The 25,584-nt window shown below is 72.2% G+C and carries 24 protein-coding genes and 1 pseudogene; 15 read left to right on the top strand and 10 right to left on the bottom strand.

Translation table 11 applies throughout. The annotated features are described in order from the left end of the window. From M4J07_RS33900 to M4J07_RS33890, 3 genes and pseudogenes are all read left to right on the top strand, one after another. Positions 1-236, top strand: a pseudogene (locus M4J07_RS33900) (DUF6777 domain-containing protein); the annotation flags it as partial. 42 nt (positions 237-278) lie between these two features. After that, positions 279-2,390 (top strand): SpoIIE family protein phosphatase, encoded by a 2,112-nt coding sequence (locus M4J07_RS33895; RefSeq protein WP_255978234.1) that lies wholly within the window; start codon positions 279-281, stop codon positions 2,388-2,390. 22 nt (positions 2,391-2,412) lie between these two features. Next, positions 2,413-3,291 carry an Fpg/Nei family DNA glycosylase gene (locus M4J07_RS33890; RefSeq protein WP_255978232.1) on the top strand — a complete coding sequence of 293 codons (879 nt, stop codon included), beginning with the start codon at positions 2,413-2,415 and terminating at the stop codon, positions 3,289-3,291. Positions 3,292-3,324: 33 nt separating this feature from the next. Here M4J07_RS33890 and M4J07_RS33885 read toward each other — a convergent pair whose 3' ends face one another. Further along, entirely contained in the window at positions 3,325-3,978 is a 654-nt protein-coding gene (locus tag M4J07_RS33885; RefSeq protein WP_255978230.1) for a zf-HC2 domain-containing protein, read from the bottom strand. Positions 3,979-4,057: 79 nt separating this feature from the next. Here M4J07_RS33885 and M4J07_RS33880 point away from each other — a divergent pair, with 79 nt between their 5' ends. The 4 genes from M4J07_RS33880 (at position 4,058) to M4J07_RS33865 (ending at position 8,025) form a co-directional block, all read left to right on the top strand. Then, a complete protein-coding gene (locus M4J07_RS33880; protein ID WP_255978228.1) occupies positions 4,058-4,807 on the top strand; it encodes a LytR/AlgR family response regulator transcription factor in 750 nt (249 codons plus the stop codon). Positions 4,808-4,874: 67 nt separating this feature from the next. Beyond that, positions 4,875-5,225: a hypothetical protein gene (locus M4J07_RS33875; RefSeq protein ID WP_255978240.1), complete on the top strand. Its 351-nt coding sequence runs from the start codon at positions 4,875-4,877 to the stop codon at positions 5,223-5,225. Further along, entirely contained in the window at positions 5,222-6,835 is a 1,614-nt protein-coding gene (locus tag M4J07_RS33870; RefSeq protein WP_255978226.1) for a sodium/solute symporter, read from the top strand. Before M4J07_RS33875 ends, M4J07_RS33870 begins: the two co-directional genes overlap by 4 nt. Continuing rightward, complete coding sequence (locus M4J07_RS33865; protein ID WP_255978224.1) at positions 6,832-8,025, top strand: sensor histidine kinase; 1,194 nt, start codon at positions 6,832-6,834, stop codon at positions 8,023-8,025. The genes M4J07_RS33870 and M4J07_RS33865 overlap by 4 nt, the downstream gene beginning before the upstream one ends. A 23-nt stretch (positions 8,026-8,048) precedes the next feature. On the opposite strand, the gene M4J07_RS33860 is transcribed toward M4J07_RS33865, so the two are convergent. Together M4J07_RS33860 and M4J07_RS33855 are read right to left on the bottom strand one after the other, a co-directional pair. Continuing rightward, complete coding sequence (locus M4J07_RS33860; protein WP_255978222.1) at positions 8,049-8,558, bottom strand: hypothetical protein; 510 nt, start codon at positions 8,556-8,558, stop codon at positions 8,049-8,051. 146 nt (positions 8,559-8,704) lie between these two features. Further along, on the bottom strand, positions 8,705-9,241 hold the full coding sequence (locus M4J07_RS33855) for a sigma-70 family RNA polymerase sigma factor (RefSeq protein ID WP_255978220.1): 537 nt from the start codon (positions 9,239-9,241) through the stop codon (positions 8,705-8,707). A 223-nt stretch (positions 9,242-9,464) separates the two neighbouring features. On the opposite strand from M4J07_RS33855, the gene M4J07_RS33850 reads away from it, so the two are divergent. Then, complete coding sequence (locus M4J07_RS33850; RefSeq protein WP_255978218.1) at positions 9,465-10,667, top strand: CapA family protein; 1,203 nt, start codon at positions 9,465-9,467, stop codon at positions 10,665-10,667. On the opposite strand, the gene M4J07_RS33845 is transcribed toward M4J07_RS33850, so the two are convergent. Further along, positions 10,654-13,605 carry a glycoside hydrolase domain-containing protein gene (locus M4J07_RS33845; protein ID WP_255978216.1) on the bottom strand — a complete coding sequence of 984 codons (2,952 nt, stop codon included), beginning with the start codon at positions 13,603-13,605 and terminating at the stop codon, positions 10,654-10,656. The genes M4J07_RS33850 and M4J07_RS33845 overlap by 14 nt on opposite strands. Before the next feature lie 117 nt (positions 13,606-13,722). Between M4J07_RS33845 and M4J07_RS33840 the strand changes: the two genes are divergently transcribed. The 5 genes from M4J07_RS33840 (at position 13,723) to M4J07_RS33820 (ending at position 19,095) form a co-directional block, all read left to right on the top strand. Then, positions 13,723-14,910, top strand: a complete 1,188-nt coding sequence (locus tag M4J07_RS33840; protein ID WP_255978214.1) for an ROK family protein — start codon at positions 13,723-13,725, stop codon at positions 14,908-14,910. Between the two features lie 287 nt (positions 14,911-15,197). Continuing rightward, complete coding sequence (locus tag M4J07_RS33835) at positions 15,198-16,067, top strand: ABC transporter permease (protein WP_374215132.1); 870 nt, start codon at positions 15,198-15,200, stop codon at positions 16,065-16,067. Next, positions 16,064-16,984 carry a carbohydrate ABC transporter permease gene (locus M4J07_RS33830; RefSeq protein WP_255978212.1) on the top strand — a complete coding sequence of 307 codons (921 nt, stop codon included), beginning with the start codon at positions 16,064-16,066 and terminating at the stop codon, positions 16,982-16,984. Before M4J07_RS33835 ends, M4J07_RS33830 begins: the two co-directional genes overlap by 4 nt. A 46-nt stretch (positions 16,985-17,030) precedes the next feature. Continuing rightward, positions 17,031-18,683: a hypothetical protein gene (locus tag M4J07_RS33825; RefSeq protein WP_255978210.1), complete on the top strand. Its 1,653-nt coding sequence runs from the start codon at positions 17,031-17,033 to the stop codon at positions 18,681-18,683. Between the two features lie 40 nt (positions 18,684-18,723). Then, positions 18,724-19,095, top strand: a complete 372-nt coding sequence (locus M4J07_RS33820) for a VOC family protein (protein ID WP_255978208.1) — start codon at positions 18,724-18,726, stop codon at positions 19,093-19,095. A 38-nt stretch (positions 19,096-19,133) separates the two neighbouring features. Here M4J07_RS33820 and M4J07_RS33815 read toward each other — a convergent pair whose 3' ends face one another. Continuing rightward, positions 19,134-20,570 carry an amino acid permease gene (locus M4J07_RS33815; RefSeq protein WP_255978206.1) on the bottom strand — a complete coding sequence of 479 codons (1,437 nt, stop codon included), beginning with the start codon at positions 20,568-20,570 and terminating at the stop codon, positions 19,134-19,136. Between the two features lie 99 nt (positions 20,571-20,669). After that, a complete protein-coding gene (locus M4J07_RS33810) occupies positions 20,670-21,131 on the bottom strand; it encodes a universal stress protein (protein ID WP_255978204.1) in 462 nt (153 codons plus the stop codon). A gap of 157 nt (positions 21,132-21,288) precedes the next feature. Between M4J07_RS33810 and M4J07_RS33805 the strand changes: the two genes are divergently transcribed. After that, positions 21,289-22,143 (top strand): polysaccharide deacetylase family protein, encoded by an 855-nt coding sequence (locus M4J07_RS33805; protein ID WP_255978202.1) that lies wholly within the window; start codon positions 21,289-21,291, stop codon positions 22,141-22,143. Between the two features lie 42 nt (positions 22,144-22,185). Here M4J07_RS33805 and M4J07_RS33800 read toward each other — a convergent pair whose 3' ends face one another. After that, positions 22,186-22,845, bottom strand: a complete 660-nt coding sequence (locus tag M4J07_RS33800) for a class F sortase (protein ID WP_255978236.1) — start codon at positions 22,843-22,845, stop codon at positions 22,186-22,188. A gap of 348 nt (positions 22,846-23,193) precedes the next feature. Between M4J07_RS33800 and M4J07_RS33795 the strand changes: the two genes are divergently transcribed. Continuing rightward, a complete protein-coding gene (locus M4J07_RS33795) occupies positions 23,194-23,682 on the top strand; it encodes a hypothetical protein (protein WP_255978200.1) in 489 nt (162 codons plus the stop codon). 121 nt (positions 23,683-23,803) lie between these two features. Here M4J07_RS33795 and M4J07_RS33790 read toward each other — a convergent pair whose 3' ends face one another. From M4J07_RS33790 to M4J07_RS33780, 3 genes are all read right to left on the bottom strand, one after another. Beyond that, positions 23,804-24,313, bottom strand: coding sequence for a hypothetical protein (locus M4J07_RS33790; RefSeq protein ID WP_255978198.1), 510 nt, complete (start codon positions 24,311-24,313; stop codon positions 23,804-23,806). Between the two features lie 141 nt (positions 24,314-24,454). After that, complete coding sequence (locus M4J07_RS33785; protein WP_255978196.1) at positions 24,455-24,709, bottom strand: hypothetical protein; 255 nt, start codon at positions 24,707-24,709, stop codon at positions 24,455-24,457. A 24-nt stretch (positions 24,710-24,733) separates the two neighbouring features. Continuing rightward, on the bottom strand, positions 24,734-25,495 hold the full coding sequence (locus M4J07_RS33780) for a bestrophin-like domain (protein ID WP_255978194.1): 762 nt from the start codon (positions 25,493-25,495) through the stop codon (positions 24,734-24,736). Between the last annotated feature and the right edge of the window lie 89 nt (positions 25,496-25,584).

Raw genomic sequence — 25,584 nt, 5'->3', positions numbered from 1 at the left:
CCGCACCGGACCCGGCCATCAGCACGCCGGACACGCCGACCGCGCCCGACAGCGACCCGATGACGCCGCCCGACGACACCACGGACGTCCCGCAGGACACGTCCCCCGAAGGCACCGACACCGGATCGGGCCCGGACACCGGCCCCGATCTCGTCCCGGACAGCCCCGACCAGCCCGACAGCGGCGGCCTGATCCCCGACGCCACCGACGACACGGCGACGACGGAGGGCGATTGACGTCCGCGTGCGGCCCCCTGGACCTGCGCCTAGCGTGGCCCTATGGACGCGGGTAGCGGGGGCGCCGAGGAGCCCGGGGACCCCCCAGGAGGGGAGCGCCCGGACGATCCCTCGCGCGGATTCCTGGAGGCCTACGGGCGCGGCCTGCGCATGGGCAGCTTCGAGTGGGACCTCTCCACCGGTCTGATGCACATGGACGCGCAGGCCTACGAGGTCTTCGACATCACGCCCGAGGAGTACGACGACCGCCCCGAGACCCTCGCTCTGCGCGTCCCGCCCGCGGAGGGCGGCAGACTCGACGCCCTCGTATCCCAGGCCCTGAAGAACGGCGAGGAGAACTACGGCGCCTACTTCCGCATCCGCACCCGCGAGGGCCGGATGCGCTGGACCCACACCCGCGGCTACATCCGGCGCGACGAGCACGGCCGGCCGCGCCGCATCGTCGGCATCGTCCGCGACGCCACCGACGAGCTCAACGACGCCACCGTCCAGCACGAGCGCACCGCCCGCGAGGCCGTCCGCCGCCGCGAGACCAGCGTCGTGCAGAACACCACCGCCGCCCTCGCGCACGCCCGCACCGTCCGGGACGTCATCGACGTGCTGCGCGAGACCCACGGCGTCGAGCACCTCGGCGCGACCAGCTTCGTGATGGGCCTCGTCCGGGCCGGCCGCATCCACCTCGTCGCCGAGGGCCCCTCCGGCAGCTTCGTACCGGGCACCCACGTCACCCGTGTCGACGACCCGTTCCCGATGAGCGAGGTGGTGCGCACCCTCAAGCCGCGGTTCATCGAGTCCCCCGAGGACTTCGCGCGGTCCTACCCGGAGCTGTGGCCGCACATCACCCACCTCGGCATCCACTCGGCCGCCTACCTGCCGCTCATCGCCCAGGCCCGCCCCATCGGCGCCGTCGGCCTGCTCTACCACGACCGCAAGGGCTTCCGGGAGTCCGAGCGCAACGTCCTCGTCGCCCTCGGCAGCAGCATCGCGCAGAGCCTGCAGCGCGCCATGTTCTACGAGCAGGAGAAGGACCTGGCCCAGGGGCTGCAGCAGGCCATGCTGCCGCGCACCATCCCGAACGTGCCGGGCGCCGACATCGCCGTCCGCTACCGCGCTGCTTCTGGCCATTCCCTCGGCCGGGACATCGGCGGCGACTGGTACGACGTGATCCCGCTGCCCGGCGGCCGGGTCGGCGCCGTCATCGGCGACGTCCAGGGCCACGACACCCACGCCGCCGCCGTCATGGGCCAGCTCCGCATCGTGCTGCGCGCGTACGCCGCCGAGGGCCACACGCCCGCGACCGTCATGGCCCGCGCCTCGGTCTTCCTCCACGAACTCGACACCGAACGCTTCGCGACCTGCCTGTACGCCGAGGCCGACCTGTCGACCGGCGTCGTCCAGCTGGTCCGCGCCGGACACCTCGACCCACTCCTGCGCCGCACCGACGGCACCTGCCGCAAGGTGCCCGTCGACGGCGGCCTCCCGCTGGGCCTGTCCGCCGAGTTCCGGCGCCTGGAGTACCCGGTCACCGCCGTCGAACTCGACCCGGGCGAAACGCTGCTGCTGTGCACCGACGGCCTCGTCGAGCAGCCCGGTACCGACCTCGACGACGGACTCCAGGCCCTCACCACGCTCATCGGCTCGGGCCCCGCCGACATCGACCAGCTCGCCGACCGGCTCTGCGGCTCCGTGGACCTGCGCGGCGGCGAGGACGACGTGGCGCTCCTGCTGCTGCGCCGCCGCGGCGCCGGCGCCCCGCAGAGCGGCGGCCGGCTCACCGAGCACGTGCCGCCCGGCGACCCCGAGGCGCTCAGCGCCGCACGGCACATGATCCGCGCGGCCGTGCGCGCCTGGGGCGCCCGCGAACGCGCCGACGAGGTCGAACTCGTCGCCGACGAACTCATCGTCAACGCCCTCATGCACACCGACGGCCCGGCCGTCGTGACCCTGCGCGTCCTCACCGGCCCCGACCGAAGACTCAGGGTCGACGTGGAGGACTCCTCCAGCGCCCTGCCGCGCCGCCGCGAGGCCGGCGAGTCCGGGGTCTCCGGGCGCGGCCTGCTCCTCGTCGACCGGCTCGCCGACGTGTGGGGCGTGGAGGCACGGGGCGGCGGAAAGTGCGTGTGGTGCGAGTTCGTCGTGCCCGCACGGGAGTGACGCGAGTGAGAGACTGGACCGCATGCCCGAACTGCCCGAGGTCGCCGCGCTCAGGGACTTCCTCACCGAGCACCTGGTGGGGCGGGAGATCGTCCGCGTCCTGCCCGTCGCGATCAGCGTCCTGAAGACGTACGACCCGCCGCTCACCGCCCTCGAAGGCCGTACGGTCACCGCCGTCGCCCGGCACGGCAAGTTCCTCGACCTGGCCACCGGTGACCCCGGAGACACCGGCGGCCCGCACCTCGTCACGCACCTGGCCCGCGCGGGCTGGCTGCACTGGAAGGACCGCCTCCCCGACGGCCCGCCCAAACCGGGCAAGGGCCCCCTGGCGCTGCGCGTCGCCCTGGAGACGGGCGAGGGCTTCGACCTCACCGAGGCCGGGACCACGAAGAAGCTCGCCGTGTACGTCGTGCAGGACCCCGCCGACGTACCGGGCATCGCCCGCCTCGGCCCCGACCCGCTCGCCGCCGACTTCGACGAGGCATCGTTCGCCCAGCTCATCGACGGCGAACGGCGCCAGATCAAGGGCGCGTTGCGCGACCAGTCGCTGATCGCCGGGATCGGGAACGCGTACAGCGACGAGATCCTGCACGCCGCCCGCATGTCCCCGTTCAGACTCGCGGCGAGCCTGACGCCCGACGACGTGCACACCCTCTACGCGGCACTGCGCACCACGCTCACGGACGCCGTCGAGCGCTCGCGCGGCGTCGCCGCCGGCCGGCTCAAGGCCGAGAAGAAGAGCGGCCTGCGCGTGCACGGCAGGACCGGCGAACCGTGCCCCGTGTGCGGCGACACGATCCGCGAGGTCAGCTTCAGCGACAGCTCGCTGCAGTACTGCCCCACCTGCCAGACGGGCGGCAAACCCCTCGCCGACCGGCGGATGTCGCGTCTGCTGAAGTAGCGGGCGCGCGGCGCCCGCTCCCAGGCCGGCGGGTCAGCGCACCGGCAGCGTCAGCAACCGCTCCCCGTCGACCGCCCGCACCTCGAACCGCGCGATCCCGCCGGGCCGGTCCGCGACCCCGCCGTCCAGCGCGACCCGGTCGCCCCGCACCGCCCACGTGGCGACGGTCTGCTCACCGCCGTCCCGCCCCACGGCGACCAGCTCGCACACCCGGGGCCCGCCCGGATCCCGTACGTCGAGTCCCACCTGGGTGCCCCAGTCCCGGTCGTCCGCCGTCAGCGTCGCCGCCACCCCGCTGCGCGCGTCCCGCCCGCGCAGCGTGAAAGCGGGCGCGTCACCCGCCCCGCCGCCCGACAGGACCACGGCGCCGGAACCGGCCGCCGCCAGCAGCAGCGCCAGCGCCACGGCCCCGCCCCACAGCCGCCTGCGCGCCGCCCGGTGCACGACGGCAAGCCGGTCCACCGCGCGGTCGAGCAGGGTCGGCGCTGGTCGCGCGAACAGCTCGACGCACGGTGGAGTCGCCCGCGCGTACAACGTCAACAGCCCGGTGGTGGGCCGCAGTTCACCCACGTACGCCGCACACACCGCGCACTCCGTCAGATGGTCCTCGAAGCGGAACCGGTCCGCCGCGTCGAGGACCCCCAGCGCGTACGCGCCGGCGTCGCGATGCCGTTCCAGGGACCTCATGCGTTCCTCCTGCTCTCGCCCACCGGTACGCACGAGGCAGCCGATTCACTCAAGCGACCGTCCGATTACACTCCGCCGCATGCTGCGCGTACTGGCCGTCGACGACGAGGAACCCGCCCTCGCCGAACTCCTCTACCTCCTGCGCTCCGACCCCCGCGTCCGCAGCGCGGACGGCGCGACGGACGCCACCGAGGCGCTGCGCCGGATCGGCCTCGCCCTGGAGGACGGGCCCGGCGGCGAGGGCGCCATCGACGTGCTCTTCCTCGACATCCAGATGGCGGGCCTCACCGGACTCGACGTGGCCCGGCTGCTGGCCGGCTTCGCCCGCCCCCCGCTCGTCGTCTTCGTGACGGCGCACGAGGACTTCGCCGTCCAGGCCTTCGACCTCAAGGCCGTCGACTACCTCCTCAAACCGGTCCGCCGCGAACGCCTCGCCGAAGCCGTCCGCCGGGTCGCCGAACGCGCCGCCGTCGCCCCGCCGCCGCCCACCGTCGCCGACCGGATACCCGTCGAGCTCGGCGGCGTGACCCGCCTGGTGGCGGTCGGCGACATCACGTACGCCGAGGCGCAGGGCGACTACGCGCGGCTGCACACCACCGACGGCACCAGCCATCTCGTCCGCATCCCGCTCACCACCCTCGAGGAGCGCTGGCAGCCCCTCGGCTTCGTCCGCGTCCACCGCAGCCACCTCGTGGCCCTGCACCGCATCGACGAACTGCGGCTCGACGGCGGCGGCATGACCGTCCGCGTCGGCTCCGCCGAGATCGCCGTCAGCCGCCGTCACGCCAGCCGCGTCCGGGAACTGCTGATGCGCCGGGCCAGTGGCTGACCAGCCCTTCCTTCTCCGGACGGCTGGTGCCTACACTCCGCCCGTGAGCGAACTGCGCCGACAGGTCGTGACCGGCGAGCCGCGCACCGTGCACGGGGCGGCCGGTCTTCCCGGCCTGCGCACCCAGGGCGAGATCGACGAGCAGACGACGCTCGGCGCGGCCTACGTGCGCTCCCTCATGCGCAGCCAGTTGCGCGCCGGGATCGCCGCGTTCGTGGTCCTCGCCGTACCGGTCGCCGTCCTCCCGCTGTTCTTCGGCGCCCTGCGCAACGGGCCCGTCGAATGGCTCGTCCTCGGCTTCGGCTGCTATCCGTTCCTCGTGCTCATCGCCTGGTGGTACGTGCGCCGGGCGGAGCGCAACGAACGCGACTTCGCCGACCTCGTCCGCGGCCGCACCCCGGAGCACGGGCCGCAGTGAACGAGGCCTACGCGATACCGGCGGTGGCCGTCGTGGTCCTCGCCACCGTCCTGATCGGCGGCTTCGGCCTGCGCATCTCCCGCACCACGTCGGACTTCTACGTGGCGTCGCGCACGGTCGGACCCCGCCTCAACGCGGCGGCGATCAGCGGCGAGTACCTCTCGGCGGCGTCGTTCCTCGGTGTGGCCGGACTGCTCCTGGTGCACGGCCCCGACATGCTCTGGTACCCGGTCGGCTACACGGCGGGCTACCTCGTCCTGCTGGTCTTCGTCGCCGCGCCGCTGCGCCGCTCGGGCGCGTACACCCTGCCCGACTTCGCGGAGGGCCGGCTCGAATCCCGCGAGGTCCGCCGGGTCGTCAGCATGTTCGTGGTGGGCGCGGGCTGGCTCTACCTGGTGCCCCAGCTCCAGGGCGCGGGCCTGACGCTGCAGATCCTCACCGGAGCGCCCCGCTGGTTCGGCGGGGCGCTGGTGGCCGCGGTGGTCATCCTCGCCGTGGCCGCCGGCGGCATGCGCTCGATCACCTTCGTCCAGGCCTTCCAGTACTGGCTGAAGCTGACGGCCCTGCTCGTCCCCGCGTTCTTCCTGGTCCTGGCCTGGCACGGGGACGGCGGCTCCCCGCCCACGTTCCCCTCGACGGACCTGCCGTCGGCGGGCGTCGGCGCGGGCCAGCCGCTGGCCACCAGCCGCGCCGACCACCCCCTTTACGCGACGTACGGCCTGATCGTCGCCACGTTCCTGGGCACCATGGGCCTGCCGCACGTCGTGGTCCGCTTCTACACCAGCCCCAACGGCCGGGCCGCTCGCCGCACCACCGTCGTCGTCCTCGCCCTCGTCGGCGTGTTCTACCTGCTGCCGCCCCTGTACGGCTGGCTCGGCCGCATCTACGCCCCCGAACTCACCGCAGCCCAGGACGCGGACGCCACGGTGCTGCTGCTGCCGGGCCGGATGGTGGACGGTGTCGCGGGCGACCTCCTGGGGGCGCTGGTGGCGGGCGGCGCGTTCGCCGCGTTCCTGTCCACCGCCTCGGGGCTGACGATGGCGGTGGCCGGGGTGGTCAGCCAGGACGTCCTCCCGGCCCGCGGCGTCCGCCACTTCAGGCTGGGCGTGCTCCTGGCGATGGCGGTTCCGCTGGGCGGCGCGCTGCTGGTGGACGGGGTGCCGGTGGCGGACGCGGTGGGCATGGCGTTCGCGGTCTCGGCCTCGTCCTTCTGCCCGCTCCTGGTCCTCGGCATCTGGTGGCGCCGGCTCACCCCGCCCGGTGCGCTGGCCGGTCTGTTCCTGGGCGGCGGGTCGGCGCTCCTGGCGGTCACCCTGACGGTCTCCGGCGCGGCCACCTCCGGCTGGCTGCACACCCTCCTGGCGTGGCCCGCGGTGTGGTCGGTCCCGGTCGGCTTCCTGGCGATGATCCTGGTCTCCCTGGCCACGCCCGACGCGATCCCCACCCACACGACGGCGACGATGACCCGCCTGCACCTCCCGGAGACGCTCTGGTCGGGCTCCCTGAGACCGCCCGGCCTCCAGGGGCGCGGGGAACTGCGCGACCAGCCGTACACGACCCGCACCCACGACGAAGCACAAGGCCCCACGGCGAGAAGGGAGCACAAGTGACCGGCACCGTCACGGCGACCCTCCTCGCCCTCTGCCCCCTCCTCCTGGGCGCCGGCTTCCTGCTGGGCAGACGCACGGCCCACCCCGACGGCCGGAGCGACGTCGGCACCCCGGTCGAGCGCGCCACCTTCGAAACCCTGCACACCGCCTCGCTCGCCGCCCCGGCCCTGCGCGCGGGCCTCACGGAGGACACCGCCCGCAAGTCCGCCCGCCGCCTGCGCACGCTCCTCGGCACGGACGCCCTCGCCCTCACCAACCGCTCGGCCGTCCTCGCCTGGGACGGCACGGCCGAGCAGGCGCACGCCAAGTACGTGATGGAGGAGGTCACCCCGGTCCTGGCCGCGGGCCGCAGCGTCGCGTTCGACTGCGGCTGCGACGCGGTCGACTGCCCGCTGCGCTGGGCGGTGGCGGCCCCCGTGGTCGCCGACGGTCGCGTCCTGGGCGCCGTCGTCGCCTACGCGCCGCGCGAGTCCGCGGTCCTGGCCCGCGCCGCCGACGAGGTGGCCCGCTGGGTCTCGGTCCAGCTCGAACTCGCCGAGCTCGACCGCTCCCGCACCCGTCTGATCGAAGCGGAGATCAAGGCGCTGCGGGCGCAGATCTCACCGCACTTCATCTTCAACTCCCTGGCGGCGATCGCGTCCTTCGTCCGCACCGACCCGGAGCGCGCCCGCGAACTCCTCCTGGAATTCGCCGACTTCACCCGCTACTCGTTCCGCCGGCACGGCGAGTTCACCACGCTCGCCGACGAACTCCACTCCATCGACCAGTACTTGGCGCTGGTCCGCGCCCGGTTCGGCGACCGCCTCGCGGTCACCCTGCAGATCGCCCCCGAGGTCCTGCCGGTCACGCTCCCGTTCCTGTGCCTGCAGCCTCTCGTGGAGAACGCGGTGAAGCACGGTCTGGAAGGTGCCGTCACCCGCAGCCGCATCTCCATCCGCGCCACCGACGCGGGCGCCGAGGCGGAGGTCGTCATCGAGGACGACGGCGTGGGCATGGACCCCGACGCGCTCCGGGCGATCCTGCGCGGCGAGGCCGACGGCTCGACGGGCATCGGACTGTCGAACGTCGACGAACGCCTGCGCCAGGTCTTCGGCGACACGTACGGCCTCGTCATCGAGACGGAGGTCGGCGCGGGGATGAAGATCACGGTCCGCATCCCCAAGTACCGGGCGGGCGTGTACGCGCCCTGACCGCCGCCCGGCCGCTCCGTGGTTCAGAACAGATGGATCGCCAAGTGCCCCAGCGGAAGCCCGAGTTGCCAGGCGGGCGTCCACACGTGTGGGCCGTCCTCCTCGTCGGGCACGGGCACGGCGTCGAGGTCGGGCGCCAGTAACTCCGTCTCCTCCAGCCATCTCCACGCCGCGACGGCCAGCTCCAGTCCGGGCGACCGGCGTCCCGCGTCGCGCGCCCCGGCCTCCCGCTCCGCGAGCCGCTCCCGCACCCACGACTGCCACGGCTGGTCGTAGGCCGTCAGCGACGACCACGTGTCCAGCTGCGACACCACCCGGATCCCGGACAGCTCGTCACCCGCGTCCGACAGGAAGATCGTCAGGGCGAGCGCGTCACGTCCCGCCCGGAACTCGAAGGACGAGGGCGGCATCAGATCTCCGGTCCGCAGCAGCTCGTCCGCGATGTACTCGGCGTACAACCACGCCATGGGGACGACGAGTTCACTGCCATCGCCTTCGGCGCCCGCCGCGCCGTCCTGGCTCCCGTGCAACATTCCTTCCTGCCTTCCTCCGGTCCGTGCATTCCGCCGGCCCCCGGGCCCCACCCGTCCAACTCGCCGGGGAGGACAGCGGATTACTCAACCGAGGAAACGGCACGCTGAGCAAGGCGCTTTACCGATGCTTGACTTGGCCCACGGTTTCACCGCAGGTCAGGCGCATAACCCGGAAGTACCCGCCGCAACGCCCGCAACGCGTAGTACGCGCGGGACTTCACGGTACCGGGGGGAATCCCGAGCGCTCGTGCGGCCTCCGCCACACTGGCGCCCTTGAAGTAGACCTCCAGGAGCACGGCCCGGTGCTCCGGAGTGAGCGTCGCCACGGCCTCCCGCACGTCGAGCGCCGCCGCGGACCGCTCGGCATGATCGGCGCACACCCGCGCGCTCTCCAGGACTGCGTCGCCCACCTCGGCGGGCCGGGCGAGGCGGGCCCGCCGGGCGTCGATGGCGAGCCGCCGGCCGACCGTGAACAGCCAGGGCCGCACCGACTCGTACGCGGAGTCGAGCGCCTCCGGATGCTGCCAGGCGCGGACGTACGTCTCCTGGACCAGATCCTCCGCGCGTTGCCGGTCCCCGTCGCACAGGCGCAGCAGGAACGAGAAGAGGGGAGCACCGTGCTCCCGCTGGACCTCGGCGAGGTCGTCCTCGGGTGTCGTACGTGTCGTGAGCGCCGTCGTCATGGGCGTATGGCAACGCACGCCCGTGCACCCGCCCAGATGCCGTGCGCCGGTCTGCGGCAGGCGGTCGATGCCGTCGACGAGCGGTGCGGTGAACGGGCCGAGTGGCGCAGCGGGGTGACACCGATCCGGGGATGAAACCGGTATGGGGCCTTGACTCCCCTTTGTGCTCGTACATGGATGCGTAGGGCGAAAATCACCCCGAAACCACCATGGAGTCAGGTCGATGACACGGAGTACGCGTCGCACACGCCGTACGCGGCACGGAGCGGCGGTCCTCGCGGCCGCCCTGATCGCGGCCGGGGCGGCCGCCTGCGCGGCGCCCGACGGGGGCCGGGCCCGCACCGCCGCTTCCCCCGCGGCGACCGGTGCGACGGGCCGCCCGGCCCCCGCCGCGGCCCGCGGGTTCACGCTCGCCGCGTCCGGCGACGTGCTGCCGCACACCTCGATCATCGACCGGGCGAACGCGGACGCGGGCGGCGACGGCTACGACTTCCGCCCCATGCTCGCGGGCGCCAAGTCGGTCGTCGCCGGGGCCGACCTGGCGATCTGCCACATGGAGACGGTGTACGGCGCGCACGGCGACTACAGCGGCTACCCGGCGTTCACGTCGCCGCCGCAGGTCGCCGCGGGCCTGCGGGCCACCGGCTACGACTCCTGCTCCACCGCCTCGAACCACACCCTCGACGACGGCGCCGACGGCATCGCCCGCACCCTCGGCGCCCTCGACCGGGCCGGGGTGAAGCACGCGGGCTCCGGCCGCACCGCCGCCGAGGGCCACAGTCCCGCCTGGCTGCGGGCGGGCGGCGCCAAGGTCGCCCAGCTCGCCTACACCTACGACACGAACGGCTATCCGCTGCCCGAGGGCCGCCCCTGGGCGGTGAACCTGATGGAGCGCCGGCGGATCGTCGCGGACGCCAGGGCCGCCCGCCGCGCCGGCGCCGACGTCGTCGTGGTCTCCCTGCACTGGGGCACCGAGTGGCAGGACGAGCCTGACGAGCGGCAACTGGGCCTCGGCAGGCAGCTCACCGCGTCACGGACGGACGGCCGCCCCGACATCGATCTGATCCTCGGCACCCACGCGCACGTCCCGCAGGCGTACGAGAAGGTCAACGGGACCTGGATCATCTACGGCATGGGCGACCAGATCGCCGGCGAGATGTTCAACTACGACGGCGCCCAGGACGCGCGCGGCAACATGGGCACGATCGGCCGCTTCACCTTCGCCCCGCCCGCCCGCGCCGGACAGCGCTGGCGGGTGACGAAGGCGGAGTTCGTGCCCGCCTTCTTCGACCTCGGCTCGGACCGCGTCGTGAACCTGGGCCGCGCCATCGACCGGGGCGCCGACCTCGAAGGGGTCCGGGACCGGATCCGCCGGGTCGTGCTCAGCCGGGGCGCCGCCCAGGACGGCCTCGTCATGGCGCAGTAGCCGCCCGCAGCCGCAGCAGCAGGCCCCGTCCCGGCGCGACCGGCACGGGGCCGCTCGCCGGGTACGTCCGCTCGTCCTGGAACCCGTCGATCGCGGGCGCGTACGCCTCGACGTCCGATCCGTCCACCGTGATGCGGCAGTCGACGGGCGCCCCGGACCAGGACGCCACCGCCACGGTCACCGCCCCGTCCGCGCCCCGCCACGTCGTCGCGAGCACCTCCCGGTGCCCGGTGCCCACGCGGCCGTCGTATGCCCACCAGCCGGTCATGGCGGCATCCGGCAGGCCCAGCCGGTCGAAGGCCCGCCACAGCGGCCGCACGTCGGTCATCGGCGCCCGCGCGGTCATCCCGAACACCAGGCCCCGCCACGGGTTCCCGCCGCCCTCCAGCATCTCGCCCATCAGGCCGAACGGGATCCCGGACAGCTCCACCAGCCAGTACGCGGGGTCGGTCCCCTCGTAGTCGAAGAGCTCGCCGAGCCAGAGCCGGTCCACGTACGGGAGGAGTTCCGCGTACAGGTTGGCGCTGGAGGCGAAGCCGTCGGGCGCCCGGTACTGGTTGCAGGAGTGCAGGTCCACGACCGGCGGGGCGTCGCCGGTCGCCGTGAGCGCCTTGCGGACCCGCTTCATCGTCGTGCGGTCGTACGCCACGTCGTCGAGGTAGAGCCCGTCGACGCCGACGTGCTCACGCAGCCGCCGGATGCCCGCCACGTAGAAGTTGTGCCAGCGGGACTCGCCGGTGGTGACGGCGGCGACGTCCCGGACGTTCGGCGCCACCCAGCCGGGCACGTGGGCGTCGCCCAGGTGCTCCTGGAGCCAGGCGTGCCCGCCGCCGGGGCCCGCCGCGAGGACCTCGTCGCCGAAGGACGCGAGGACCGGCAACTCCGGTGTGTGGCGCGTGAGTTCGCGGACGGTGTCGTACACCTTCACGCGCACGCCGAGGGCGTGGGCCCGCTCGGTGTAGGCGAGCAGCACGTCGGCGGCGAGCAGCGGGTCGTTGATGTACGGGTTCGGGGGAGTGGCGTGGTGGAGGTTGACGACGTTCGCACCGTAGTCGGCGACCTCCTCGGGCGCCGCGTACGCGTGGAAGTACCGTTCGGCCAGCTGCCTGGCCGGGTCGATCGGCTTGAACGGCGTGAGCAGCAACCGCAGTTCGAAGCACCGGCGCTCGCCCGCCCGCAGCCGCAGCGGCCCGCTGGACGCGGTGACCGTGCGGACCCCGTCGGCCGTCCGCAGCCGGATGCCGCCCCGTCCGTCGTCGCCCGCCCACGAGCGCGGCGTCACGAGCGGCTTCTCGCGGTAGTAGTTGGTGTTCAGCGGGCGGTCGTAGTGCTCGTCGCGCAGCGAGAGCTGGAGCCCGGCGTGCGTGGTGCCGAGCCAGAGGGCGTCCTGGTTGTGGGTGGGGGTGTCCCACGTCCAGTCGTACGTCCGCGGGCAGGCGCGGCCGGTGAGTCCGAGGCCCATCGTGTAGCGCGCGATCTCCTCGCGGACCGGCACGTCGAGGGTGACGTCGGGCAGGTCGAGGTCGGCGGTCGCCTCGACCGTGGCGCGGACCACGAGGAAGCCGTCGGCCTCCAACTCGCCGTCGGTGCGAAGGAGTACGCCGTCCCCGACGGCGCGGGTGGACCACGTCGCCCGGGCCGGTCCCGGCTGTCCGGCGGTGAGCGGCTCGGACTTGAGGGGGCGGCCGATGCCGAGGCGGACGGGCGCCGCGAGCACCTCGTGCGGGGCGCCGTCGGCCGCGGTCACCGCGGGCGTGAACGTCGACACCAGGCGGTGCGGGAGGCCGTCGGGACCGATCTGCACGACTCGCCCCAGGATGCCGAGCCGCTGCCCGCCGTCCGCCGTCGCCTCCCGGGTCACCGGGGTGAACGGCGGGACGAGTTCGTCGTCGTGGCCCGTCGCCGAGTCCAGCCAGCCGAGGCGGGCGAGCCGGTGCGGCTCCCCGACGCCGTGGTCGGGCAGCAACCGCCCGGTGACCGTGAACCGGACCGGCAGCGACCGCCCGGGCACCCCGTCCGCGCGCACCACCACCTCGCCCTCGTAGCGGCCGGGCTCCGCATCGGAGGGCACGTCCGCGAGGAACCACAGGGCGCACACCCCGCCCGCCGCCACGTCGATCCGGCGCTCGACCGGCCGGCCCCGCGCGTCGGTGCCGCCCCGGCTGACGCACCGCACCGGGAACGGCAGGCCCCGCACCTCCACCCGGACGTCCGCGAGGGCCTGCCGGGCGGCCACGCCGACCTGGAACGCGTAGCACTCGCCCCGGTCCGCCGTCGCGTCGAACGCCGCGAACGGAACGCCGCGCGCCCAGCGCGCCGGGAGCTGCCGGTAGCGGCCCAGCGGGTGCGCCCTGTCCTCCCCGAACAGCAGGAACCCGGCGTCGGGGAAGGCGAGTTCGGCGCTCTCGCGCTCCTCGCGCGTCGCCGCGAAGCCCAGCGGCGCGAACGAGTCGACCGCGCTCGCCGCCTCGTAGCGGAACGCCTCCGCGCGCGGCAGCGCGGCCCACACGTCCGCCGTCCCCGGCCGGTCGAGACCGTGGTCGTGGACCCACTGGGGATCGGCGGTGCCCGTCGGCCGGCGGTAGGCCGCCTGCGGGTAGTAGGGCTTGCCCGTGTGCGCGTACGGCAGGTAGTGCACCGCGTACGTGCCCGGGCCCTCGACCGGCGCGAAGGCGATCCGGCCGCGCGCGGCGGTCACCTCCACCGCCACCGTGTCGCGGATCCGCCGGCCGGACGGGGCGAGCACGACGACGTCGACGCCCTCCGGTTCCGGATCCTGGCGCCGCCACGGCAGCTCCGCCGCGACGACCGGCCGCGGCTCCGGGCCCGTGCCCGGCACCCGGACGAGGATCCGGTGGTTGCCGTAGACCTCGGAGTCCCAGTCGCCGACCCCGCATTCCAGTTCCGGATGACCGTGTCCCGCGATGTGCTCACCCATACGAGGTCCCCCAGGGGCGCGTTTATTAGGTAAGTTGCTCAATCACTCCGGGTCACCCTGGGGAATCACCGATCATGCTGTCAAGGGGGACGCCTTGGATCGGGGGGAGCCGCACCCATGAAGCCCAACAAGCCCAGCAACCACACGAACCGGCCCGAGAGCCGGCCGGACCGGCAGGCCAAGAGCGGGGACCCGTCCCTGCTGCGCCGCCTCAACGCGGCCGCCGCGCTGCGCGTTCTGCGCGCCCGCGAGGAGATCACCGTGCCCGAACTGGCCGCGCTCATCGGTGTGTCCAGACCCACCGCCCAGGACCTCACCGCCCAACTCCTGCGTGAGGGGCGCCTGGTGGAACTGGAGCCGGGCGGCGGCGGTGTCGGCAGGCCGGCCCGCCGGTTCCGGTTCCGCGCCGAGGCGGGGCACGTCATCGGGGTCGACGTCGGCGCCCACAAGGTCCTGGCGCTCGCCACCGACCTGCTGGGCAGGACCGTCGCCGCGTACCGTGTGCCCGTCACGCCCGAACTGTCGGCGCCCGAGCGGCTCGACGCCGTCCGCGCCGCGATCCGGGGCTGCCTCGCCGGACCCGACGCCGGCCCGGAGGGGGAGCGGCTGCGTCCGCTCGCCACCGGCGTCGGCACCAGCGGCATGGTCGACACCGAGGGGCGCGTCGTCACCGTCAGCGACTCGCTGCCCGGTTGGAGCGGCGTCGACCTCACCGCCGAACTCGCCGACGTGGCACCGGGATCCGTGATCGTCGGCAACGACATCCAGCTCGCCACCCTCGCCGAGGGCACCGCGGGGGTCGCCGCCGCCACCGACGACTTCCTGTACCTGTACGTCGGCAACCGGCTCGGCATCGGCCTGTGGCTGCGCGGCGAACTCCACCGGGGCCACCACGGGGCGGCCGGCGAGATGGTCGCGGGCGACGGCTGGACCGTCCCCTACCAGCGGCTGCTCGACTGGTTCGCCGGGCACGGCGGAGAGGCGCGGCCCACCAGGGAGAACGCCGCCCGTGCGGTCGTCACCGCCGCGGCGGCCGGCGACGGAGGAGCCGCGTACACCCTGCGCGCCTTCGCCCACGCCCTCGCCGAGAGCCTCGCCCGGCACGTCGCCGTCCTCGACCCGCGGGCCGTCGTCCTCGGCGGCGGCATCTCGCGCGCCGGAGCCCTGCTCAGCGAGCCGTTCGCCGAGCGCCTCGCCGTCCTCTGCCCCTGCCCGCCGGAGGTACGAACCTCCACGCTCGGTGAGGAATCCACCGCAATCGGGGCAGCCCGCCTCGCACTGGACCACATCGAGCACACCGCGTAGGCGCGGCGAAGGAAAGTCCAAGAACCACCGAAGGAAAGTCCAACTCCCGTGACCTTGGAGGCGGTTGACGGCGGCCTGAGCCGCTCCCAGGATATGGCTCACCAATTCAGCAAGTTGCCTTCTAAATTGGCGATCCCGTCCCGTCGGTGGGAGTACGCGTGTCATCCCCAGCAACTCGGCGGCGCCCGCGCGCCGCCTCGCCACCCGTGATCACGGCGCGGCCCACGGCCGGCCGCAGGGCAAGGAGCGGCCCGCCCCTGCGGCGGCGCCTCCGCAACAACTGGGTGATGCTCGCCCTGATGGCCCCGGGCCTGCTGTTCTTCGTCGTGTTCTTCTACGTCCCGATGCTCGGCAACATCGTCGCGTTCGAGGACTACCAGCCGTTCATCGGCTTCAAGGACAGCGCCCTCGTCGGCCTCGCCAACTTCCAGGAACTCTTCGTCGACCCGGCGTTCTGGGAGTCGGTCCGCAACACCCTCTCCTTCGCCGCGCTGCAGCTGATCTTCTTCTTCCCGGCGCCGCTCGCGCTCGCGCTGCTGCTCAACAGCCTGGTCTCCAGCCGCGTGAAGAAGTTCGTGCAGAGCGTCGTCTATCTGCCGCACTTCATCTCCTGGGTCCTGGTGGTCGCGCTCTTCCAGCAGGTCCTCGGCGGCGCCGGCCTCATCTCCAACTTCCTGCGGGACCACGGGCTTTCGGCGCTCGACGTGATGACCGACCCGTCGACCTTCCCGCTCCTCATCACCTCGCAGGTGATCTGGAAGGACGTCGGCTGGGGCATGATCATCTATCTCGCCGCGCTCGCCAACGTCGACCAGAGCCTCTACGAGTCCGCGGCCGTCGACGGCGCCGGCCGGTGGCGCCGCATGTGGCACGTCACGCTGCCCGCCGTGCGCGGCGTCACGATCATGCTGCTCGTGCTGCGCCTCGGCGACGTCCTCTCCGTCGGCTTCGAGCAGTTCCTGCTCCAGCGCGACGCGGTGGGCGCACGGGCGGCCGAGGTGCTCGACACGTACGTCTACTACCACGGCGTGGTCTACGGCGACTGGGGCGTCGGCGCGGCCGCCGGCCTCGTCAAGGGAATCGTCGGCGCGCTGATGATCTGGGGCGCGAACAAGATCGCCCACGCCTTCGGCGAGCAAGGGGTGTACTCCAAGTGACCTTCTCCCTGCCCCTGTTGAAGCCCGGGCCCGAGGACGCCCGCCCCGCGTGGGAGGAGGAGCCGACCCGCCTCGGCAAGTCCGCGAAGGCCGTCGTCCTCACCGTCGTCTGCGCGGTGATGATCCTCCCGTTCCTCACCGTGCTGTCCACGAGTCTCGCCTCCCGCGAACAGATCACGGCGGCGGGCGGCTTCGTCCTCTTCCCGACGGACCCCACCTTCGAGGCGTACACGACGATCCTCTCCGGCGGCCTGGTCACCCGTGCCGTCCTGGTGAGCATCGGCATCACCGTCGTCGGCACGACCCTGTCCCTCCTGACGACGATCGGCCTGGCCTACGCCCTGTCCAAGCGCGGCGTGCCCGGGAGCAAGCCGATCCTCCTGATGGTCCTGTTCACCCTGCTCTTCGCGCCCGGCATGATCCCCATGTACGTGCTGGTCAAGGAGCTCGGACTCCGGGACTCCTACTGGTCGCTGATCCTCCCGGGCCTGGTCAACGCGTTCAACCTGGTCGTCATGCGGGCGTTCTTCATGAACATCCCCGAGGAGCTGTACCAGGCCGCCCGCATCGACGGCGCGGGCGACTGGCGCATCCTCACCCGCATCGTCATCCCGCTCTCCAAGGGCGTCATCGCCGTCGTCGGCCTCTTCTACGCGGTCACGTACTGGAACGCCTTCTTCAACGCGATGCTCTACCTCGACGACTCCGGCAAGTGGCCCATCCAGGTCGTGCTGCGCAGCTACGTCGTCCAGGGCAAGGCCATCACCGGCGACCAGCTCGGCGTGACCCACATGGCGCCCGCCCAGTCCATCTCCATGGCCGTGGTGATGCTGGCGCTGCTGCCGATCCTGCTGCTCTTCCCGTTCCTCCAGAAGTACTTCAGCAAGGGCGTGCTGACCGGCGCCATCAAGGGCTGACGCGGCCCCTCCCACCCATCTCCCGACCCACTCCTGGAGTTGACCCATGCGCAGCACCGGTCTGTCCCGACGTCACTTCCTCGGCCTGAGCACGGCTGTTGCCGCGGGCGCGGGCTCCTCGCTCCTCACCGCCTGCGGCTCGTCCACGGCCGGCAAGGGCGAGGCGGCGTCCGCCAAGGTGAAGCTGCCGTCGTACGTGCCCTTCGCCAAGGTCACCCCCGACCTGCCGCCCAACGCCAAGGGCCTCTCCGCCGGCTTCCTCTCCTACCCGAAGGAACTGGTGCAGAGCGTCGCCAAGGTGCCGGGAGACGGCTCCAAGGTGTCCGTGCTCACCGAGATCTGGGTGCAGCCGCCGCTGCCCAAGGGGTCCAACTCGTTCTGGAAGCAGGTGAGTTCCAAGCTCGGCGTGGACCTCTCCGCGATCCTCGGCACGGACCCCGGATACGAGGAGAAGTTCCCCGCGATCGTCGCGGGCGGCGACCTGCCCGACCTGATGTGGATCCCGCCGAACCAGGGCCTGCAGCACATCGCGCAGCTCCTGGAGGCCAAGATGGCCGACATCACGGAGTACGTCGCCGGGGACGCGGTCAAGGACTATCCGAACCTCGCCAACATGACCCCCGCCCACTGGAAGACCGCCGTCGTCAACGGCAAGATCTGGGGCGCCCCCAGCCCCTACCCCGCACTCGGCCAGGTCTACGGCGGCAACCCCGACGTCTGGGCGAAGGCCGACGGCTTCTCGGCGTCCAGCACGGACGAGTTCATGGACAAGTGCAAAGAGGTCACCGGGAAGAACGTCTGGGCCCTCGAACCGATCTACGGGAACGCCGTCAGCGTGCTCAGCCAGTGCTACGGCGCGCCCAACAAGTGGGGCCGCGGGAAGGACGGTTCGGTCACCTTCTGGATGGAGTCCGACGCGTACCTCGAAGCCCTGAACTTCGTCGTCAAGCTCAAGAAGGCGGGCGTCTTCTACCCCGGCGACCCGAAGATGGCCGACGCGTACCTCAAGCTCGCCCAGGGCCGCATCGGTGCATGCGTCTACGCGAACCCGGCGGGCGCCCGCAAGGACACCCGCACCAACGACCCGAAACTGGCCGCGGAGATCCTCATCCCCTTCGACGCGGACGGCCACCGGGCCAACGCCCATATGCACGCCTTCGGCACCATCGGCTACACCGCCATCAAGAAGGGCAGCGAGAAGCGCGTCCGGATGATGCTGGAGATCCTCAACTACCTGGCCGCGCCGTTCGGGACGAAGGAGCGCGAGTTCCTGGAGTTCGGCGTCGAGGGCGCCGACTTCACCTACGACAAGGACGGCTTCCCGCAGCGCACCAAGAAGGGCAAGCAGGAGGTCGAGGGCCTGTGGAGCGGCCTGGGCACGGCCACCACCGCGCCGTTCGTCCTCGCTCCCTCCGCCTTCCCCGGCACGCACGGGGCCCAGGACGTGAAGGACGTGTACGGCGTCGAGCAGAAGCTCCTCAGGACGGCCGTCGCGAACGCCACGGTCGGCCACTACTCCGACGCGTACACCGAGCACTACGGCCGGCTGTCGACCGAGGCCAACGACCTCGTCAACGACATCGTCGCGGGCCGCAAGAAGATCAGCGAGTGGAAGCCGTTCTGGAAGGAGTGGGGTCCCAAGGGGCTGGACCAGATGAAGCAGCAGTACCAGAAGTCCCTGGACGCGAGCGGCGAGTGACCCGGCACCGGTCCGGCCGGCCAGGAGCACACTGAGCCGCATGCCACTCACCCTGCACCACATCGTGATCGACGCCCACGACCTCCCCGCCCTGGCCCGCTTCTGGGCGGCAGCCCTGCGCTGGCGGATCCTGTCCGAGCGGGAGCGGGAGGTCGTGATCGGGCCGGACGAGACCGCGCCGGTGGGCATCTGCTTCATGCCCGTGACGGACCGGAAGGCCGTGAAGAACCGGCTGCACCTCGATCTGACGTCCGGCGCGGCGGACCGGGAGGCCGAGATCGAGCGGATCCTCGCGCTCGGCGCCCGCCGGGCGGACGTCGGACAGAGCGGAACCGAGTCGTGGACCGTGCTCGCCGACCCGGAGGGGAACGAGTTCTGCGTGGTCCGCCCGAAGGAGACCCTCATCGGGTAGGGGACGGCCGCGGCCGCCCCCTGGCCGGAGCGGCTGTACTAGTCCGTGGTGCGGGCCAGCTCCGACCTCTTGTACGAGTACCCGAAGTAGATGCCGAGCCCGATCACGAACCACACGGCGAACCGCACCCACGTCTGCCACTGCAGGAACGTGATCAGCCAGATGGAGAAGACGACCCCCACCGCGGGCACGAACGGCATGGCCGGCGTACGGAAGGTGCGCGGCAGCTCGGGCTGCCGGTAGCGCAGCACGATCACCGCGACGCACACCACGACGAACGCCAGCAGGATCCCGATGTTGGTCAGTTCGGCCGCCTCGCCGATCGGCAGGAACCCGGCGATGGCGGCCGACGCGAACCCGACGATCCACGTCACCCGCGTCGGCACGTGCCGCGTGGGGTGCGTCTTCGCGAACCACTTCGGCAGCAGCCCGTCGCGCGACATCGAGAACCACACCCGCGTCACACCCAGCATGAACGTGAACATGACAGTCAGGATGCCGATGATCGCGCCCACCGCGATCACGTCCGCGAGCCCGCTCAGCCCCACCGACTTGAACGCGGTGGAGAACCCGCTCTCCGGGTCGATGTCCTTGTAGTTCTGCATGCCGGTCAGCACCAGACACGCCAGGACGTACAGCACCATCGAGATCGCGAGGGAGTACAGGATCGCCTTCGGCATGTGGCGCTGCGCGTCCTTGGACTCCTCGGCCGCCGTCGACATGGCGTCGTAGCCGAAGACCGCGAAAAACACGGTCGCCGCACCCGTGAACGCGCCGGAGACGCCGAACGGGAAGAACGGCGTGTAGTTGCCCGTGTCGATGTGGAAGAAGCCCACACCGATCACCAGCAGCACCACGAGCACCTTGAGGACGACGACGATCGTCTCGAAGCGGGCCGCGTTCTTGATGCCGAGCGTCAGCAGGTACGCGATCAGCAGACACAGCGCCGCGGCGAAGAGGTCGACCTTGTGGCCGTCACCGGTGCCGGGCGCGCCCAGCATCCAGTTCGGCAGGTCCACGCCCATCTCGCCGAGCAGGAAGCTGAAGTAGCCGGAGATCCCGATCGCGACGACCGCGACGATCGCCGTGTACTCCAGGAGCAGGTCCCAGCCGATGAACCAGCCGACGAGCTCGCCGAGCACGGCATAGCCGTACGTGTACGCCGAGCCGGCCTTCGGGATGAGCCCGGCGAACTCCGCGTAGGAGAGGGCCGCCGCCGCGCTCGCCACGCCCGCGATCAGGAACGAGATCAGGACGGCGGGTCCCGCGGTGCCGTTGGCGACGGTGCCCGCGAGGGTGAAGATGCCCGCGCCGATGATGCCGCCGACACCGATCGCGGTGAGCTGGCCCAGCCCCAGCGAGCGGGCGAGCTGCGGCCGCTCGCCGTCCGCCCCGCCTTCGGTGGCCTCGATCTGTTCGATGGGTTTGCGACGCAGTACGCCCCGTCCCATCGGCAGTTTGGGGGGACTGGCCATGAGCTCACCTCTTCGCGGACGCGACGGCTGACGGCCGATCATGATGCTCCCGTTGCGCCGGGGACGGAAGACGGCACGCCCCGTCCGTCCGCGCGAGGGCTACGGCACCACCGTGACGGGCCAGCGCCCCGCCTTCACCAGACGCACCGCGACCGATCCGACGATGCGGTGCCCGGCCTGCTCCGACGCCCCGACGACCACGGCGTCCGCCTTGAGCTCGTCGGCCGCGGTGACCAGACCGTTGAACGGGTCGCCGCGGAAGGTGTGGAACTCCCACCGCACGTCGTATATGTCCTTGACCCGCTCCGTGGCCTCCCGGATCTCCGCGATGAGCCCCTCCGCGATCTCGTCGGTCGTCTCGGCGACGGGTACGCCCATCGCGGCGCCCGCCGCCATCACGGGCTGCACGTAGACGACGGCGAGCAGGGCGCGCTGGCGACGGGCCAGGCCGCCGGCGTAGGCCGCGGCACGGAACGAGGACTCGGAGCCGTCGACCCCGACCACGATCACCTTGGGCCCGTCGGTCCCGCGCTCGAACTGGTGTGGCTGCTGATCGGTCACGCGCAGAGGCTAGCGGAAGCCCCAGGTGAGGGGAGTGCCGGGGCGGAACCTAATTCTCCGGTTGCCCGCGGTCGCGGAGCCGCTGAACGGGTGCATTCGCGCGTCCCATCCGGTGGTCGTGTGCGCGGCCGTACCGGCGCCGTGTGACGCATGAAGCATGAAACAGGATCAGAACGCGTCCGGGCGACGGGCGTTGCTGCGCGGCTTCACCGCCGTCGGCCTGGCCGCCCTCACCGGCTGCGCCGCCACCGACCGTGCGAACGCCCCGGTGGGCGCGAGCCCGAGCGCCGCGCCCGCCGCCGCGGGGCCCCCTGCCGCCAGGGTGCTGGGGCCCTCCGCGTACCGGCTGCGGCCGATCGCCGGTTACGGGCCGCAGCGCGCCGCCCCCGGCAAGCTGAAGGTCCGTCACCGACCCATCCTCAGCATGGACTTCGACCGCTCCGAGCGTGCCATGGTGCTCACCTTCGACGACGGCCCCGACCCCCGCTACACCCCCGACATCCTGCGCACGCTGCGCAAGCACGACGTGCGTGCGATGTTCTTCGTGTGCGGCGAGATGGCCGTGGACAACAAGGACCTGCTGCGTGAGATGGCCGACGACGGGCACCTCATCGGCAACCACACCTGGACCCATCCGCTGCTGACCAGGATGACCCGGCACGGCATGCGCCCCGAGATCGAGCGGACCTGTGAGGTCGTCGAGGACGCGGTCGGCGAACCCCCCGCCTGGTTCCGCGCCCCCTACGGAGCGTGGAACCGCGCCGCGTTCCGGCTCGGCGCCGAACTCGGCATGGAACCCCTCGCCTGGACCGTCGACACCCTCGACTGGAAGACCCCAGGCACCGACACCATCGTCTCCCGGGTGCTCGGCGGTGCGGCCCCCGGCGTCGTCGTCCTCAACCACGACGCCGGAGGCAACCGCTCGCAGAGCGTCGCCGCCCTGCGCGACTATCTGCCGCAATTGCTCGACGACGGCTACCGGATCACCGTCCCGCGCCGACGCGGCATCTGACCCGGCCCGCGGCAGCGGCCCGCGCCCGCCCGGGCCGTGCGCTCAGCGCACGGACGCCAGGCGGGCGAAGGCCACCACATTTCCGTCGTAGCCGTTCTGCTTCGAGAAACCGCCGCCGCAGGTGATGACCCGCAACTCCGGCTGCCCGGTGGAGCTGTACACCTTCTTCCCCGGGAAATTCGATTTCTCGAAGACTTCCACGCCATAGATCTCGAAGACGGCCGTCCGCCCGTCCTTGCGCCGGATCTCGACGTGATTTCCCTTCTTGAGGGAGCCCAGGCCGTAGAACACCGCGGGCCCCTGCATGTTGTCGACGTGGCCGACGACCACGGCCGTGCCCTTCTCGCCGGGCGACACCGCGCCCGTGAACCAGCCCGCCAGGTTGGGATCGGTCGGCGGCGGCGCGTCGACCCAGCCCTCCGCGTCGAGGCCGACCTGCGTCACCGGGGCGTCCACCCGGATCGCCGGGATCCGCACCCGCTCCACCAGCGAGAACGGCAGCGGCTGCGGCACCGTCGACTTCGCCCACTGGGGCGCACGGCTGTCCGCGGCGGCGGCCGACGCGGGCTGTGGGGGACCGATGTCGAATTCCCCCGAACCGTTTCTGATCAGCGCGAGACCGGTGAGCAGCACCAGCGCCATCACGCCCCACGGCGCACGCTTTCTCGGCTGCTCCTCCTCTTCGAGCCCTGCGTTGGACATTCGCTCATCCCCTCTGGACGTGGCGGCGAGACCCGTCCGTTGCGCGTACGGAAACGCTAAGTCGACCTCGGTCGCACAGCGACGGGGCGAGGGCGAACGGGTGGCGCCCGCAGCACCCGCCGAGCGGTCCGGTGAGCCATCCGAGTTGCCGGTCACAGGAAATTTCTGACGGTCCGTGACCTGCGGCAATATCGGCTTGTACGGAATTCCTTCGGTGTGTCGGCTCACCAGGACGGCCGATTCCCGAAATGCGGCTGTGCGCACGGCATCTGAGGGTTCGTCTGGGAGGCGTTCTCGCCGAAATTCCCGGGGACCGTTCCCCGGGGACGCCTTCCGCGGAGGATTTCCATGCGTACCACCCGTGCCCTGGCCGTGTCCGCCGTCGCGGTCGCCGCCCTCGGTGTCGCCGCCCCCGCCGCGTCCGCCTGGACGGACCCGTCAGGTCTCTCCGCCTCGCCCAGCGTCATCCCGCGAGGAGGCCAGCTGACCATCTCGGTCACGGGGACCAAGTGCCAGACGAACAGCACCGCCACGTCCGACGCCTTCGGCACGGTGAACCTCGTGAACAAGGGGGGCGAGCAGGCCGGCGCGGACGCCACGGTGCACAGCGACGCCGCTCCCGGCGCGCACGACATCACCGTGAACTGCCAGGGCGCGATGCTGACCAGGCCGGCCGCGTTCACCGTCATCCACGGCGGCGTCCGCGGTGGTCTCGGCGGCTCCAGCGAGACCGGCGCCACCTCCACCGACATGGCGATCGGCGGGGCGCTCGTCGCCTCTGCGCTGATCGGTGGCGGCGTGTTCTGGATGCGGCGCCGCTCGGAGGGCCGGGCGTAACCGCGGGAGCGCACAGGCGGCGGGCCCCGACCTCCCCTTCGCGGGGTCCGCGGCGCACGTGAAAGGGCCGGTGCCCCGAAGACCTGTCGGTCTCCGGGGCACCGGCCCGTTCGCGCCCGCGTCAGCCGGCGTCGTCGCCGGTGCGGCGCCGGGAGAAGTAGTACGCGGTGCCGAGCGCGCCCGTGATCAGGGCCGCGCCCAGACCGATCTCCTGGAGGTCGAAGCCGCCGAGGCTGCCGCCGATGCCGGCCTTGACGCCGCGATGGACGGGTGGGGGTGTCGGCTCGACCGGTCTGCCGCCCGCGATCGTGAGATCGATGGTGCGGGTCGAGCCGCCCGAGCAGGAGAACGTCACGGAGTACATGGCGCCCTGTTTGGCGTCCCAGTCGACGGTGGCCGTCTTCTGGCCCGAGCCGCTGCCGATCGTGACGCTGTCGAAGATGCCCGCGGACACCTTCGTCTCGCGGGAGCAGCCGCTCGCGTAGAGGGTCACCTGGCCGCCCGCGGCGATCGTCGTGGGCGAGACGCTGACCTGGAACGGGTCGGAGTCGTTCGCCATGGCGGAGGGCGCGGCGAGGGTGAGTGCGGTGAGACCGAGGACGGTCGCGGAAGCGGCGCGTATCGCGTGCATGGGTATTCCTCCGGGTCCACGAGGAGCAGCTGCGGACCGGTTCCGCTCGCTGGGGACAAGCACCTCGATGCCCGAAACGCTAGGTACACCCCCGGACGGCCGCGATCGGTGTCGGGCGAACGGGGCACATGCTTGGGCCGGTCAGGGGACGTCGTGGCGCGTCGGCGGCCCGGCGGACCCCGCGCCGTGCCAGATGTGCGGACCGGCGCCGCGCCACTCGACGAGGTGCGGATCGTCCAGCGTCAGGTCCGCCGCGCCGAGCCCGGCGCGGCGCAGCAGCTCCGTCAGGTCCTGATCGCTGTGGGCGAGCCCGACGGCCCGCCCGCGCACGGTCACGTGCCGCCCGCCCTCGGGAGCGGGCGGCTGGACGACGATCGGGGCCTGCCATGGGGTCATGCCCTCAGGGTGCTCCATCCCGGGTCAGGTCGCTCCCGGAAACAGCATCAGGAACGGTTCGGCGGTGGCCGCGACGCCCCGGCTGTAGGGCGCGTCGAAGTCCCAGATCAGGAAGAGCAGGAAGGCGATGAGCGCGGAGAACAGCCCGGCGAGGATCAGCTCGCGCGGAGTCCGTCTGATCTGCAGCGCGAAGATCATGCCGATGGTGACCAGACCGCCCACGATCAGGCCGAACCAGACGACGCCCGGCATGGTGGCGCCGGTGGAGTCGGCGCGGGCGTTGCGGGCGTCGTCGGCGGCGGTCACCTGGTCCAGGAGCGGCTGGTAGGCCTGCGCCTGGAAGTCGTTGCGCGGCTTGAAGTCGGTGACGTCGTGGCGCACCTTGTCGAGCAGCCGGGTGCCCTCGTCGGTGAGCTCGCCCTTGCTGCGCATCGCGTGCCACTCGGTGGTCACGACATGGCTGACATACGTGTCGACATCCGCCCGGATCGTGTCCCGGACGTCCGCCGGGTAGACCCGGACCCGTTCGTGGACCTCGTGCAGGGCCTGTGCCTCGTTGCGCACGTGGTCCTGGGCCGCGCTGCGGGCCTCCCAGACGCCCGCGATGGCCAGACCGAGGACGATCGCGTAGACCACGCCGATCATCATCGTCATGTACTCGATGACGTCCGGGGTCTCCGACGGGTCGTCGTCCTCCCCGATTCTTCGCTGCTGCAGCACCTGGACGACGAGCACGACAGCGCACACGGCGACCATGGCGAGAGCGAGAACAAGCCATTCCGACATCGGTTTCTCCACGAAGGTTCAGCGGGGGCGCAGCGCGGCGACCGCGAGCACCGCGGGTGCGGTGATGAGCAGGGTGAGCGTGACGAGGG

The sequence above is a fragment of the Streptomyces longispororuber genome, from assembly GCF_024448165.1.
In the GTDB taxonomy this organism is placed as follows: domain Bacteria; phylum Actinomycetota; class Actinomycetes; order Streptomycetales; family Streptomycetaceae; genus Streptomyces; species Streptomyces longispororuber_A.
The sequence above is the reverse complement of the archived record's forward strand: the minus strand, read 5'-3'. Positions and strand labels throughout refer to the sequence as shown.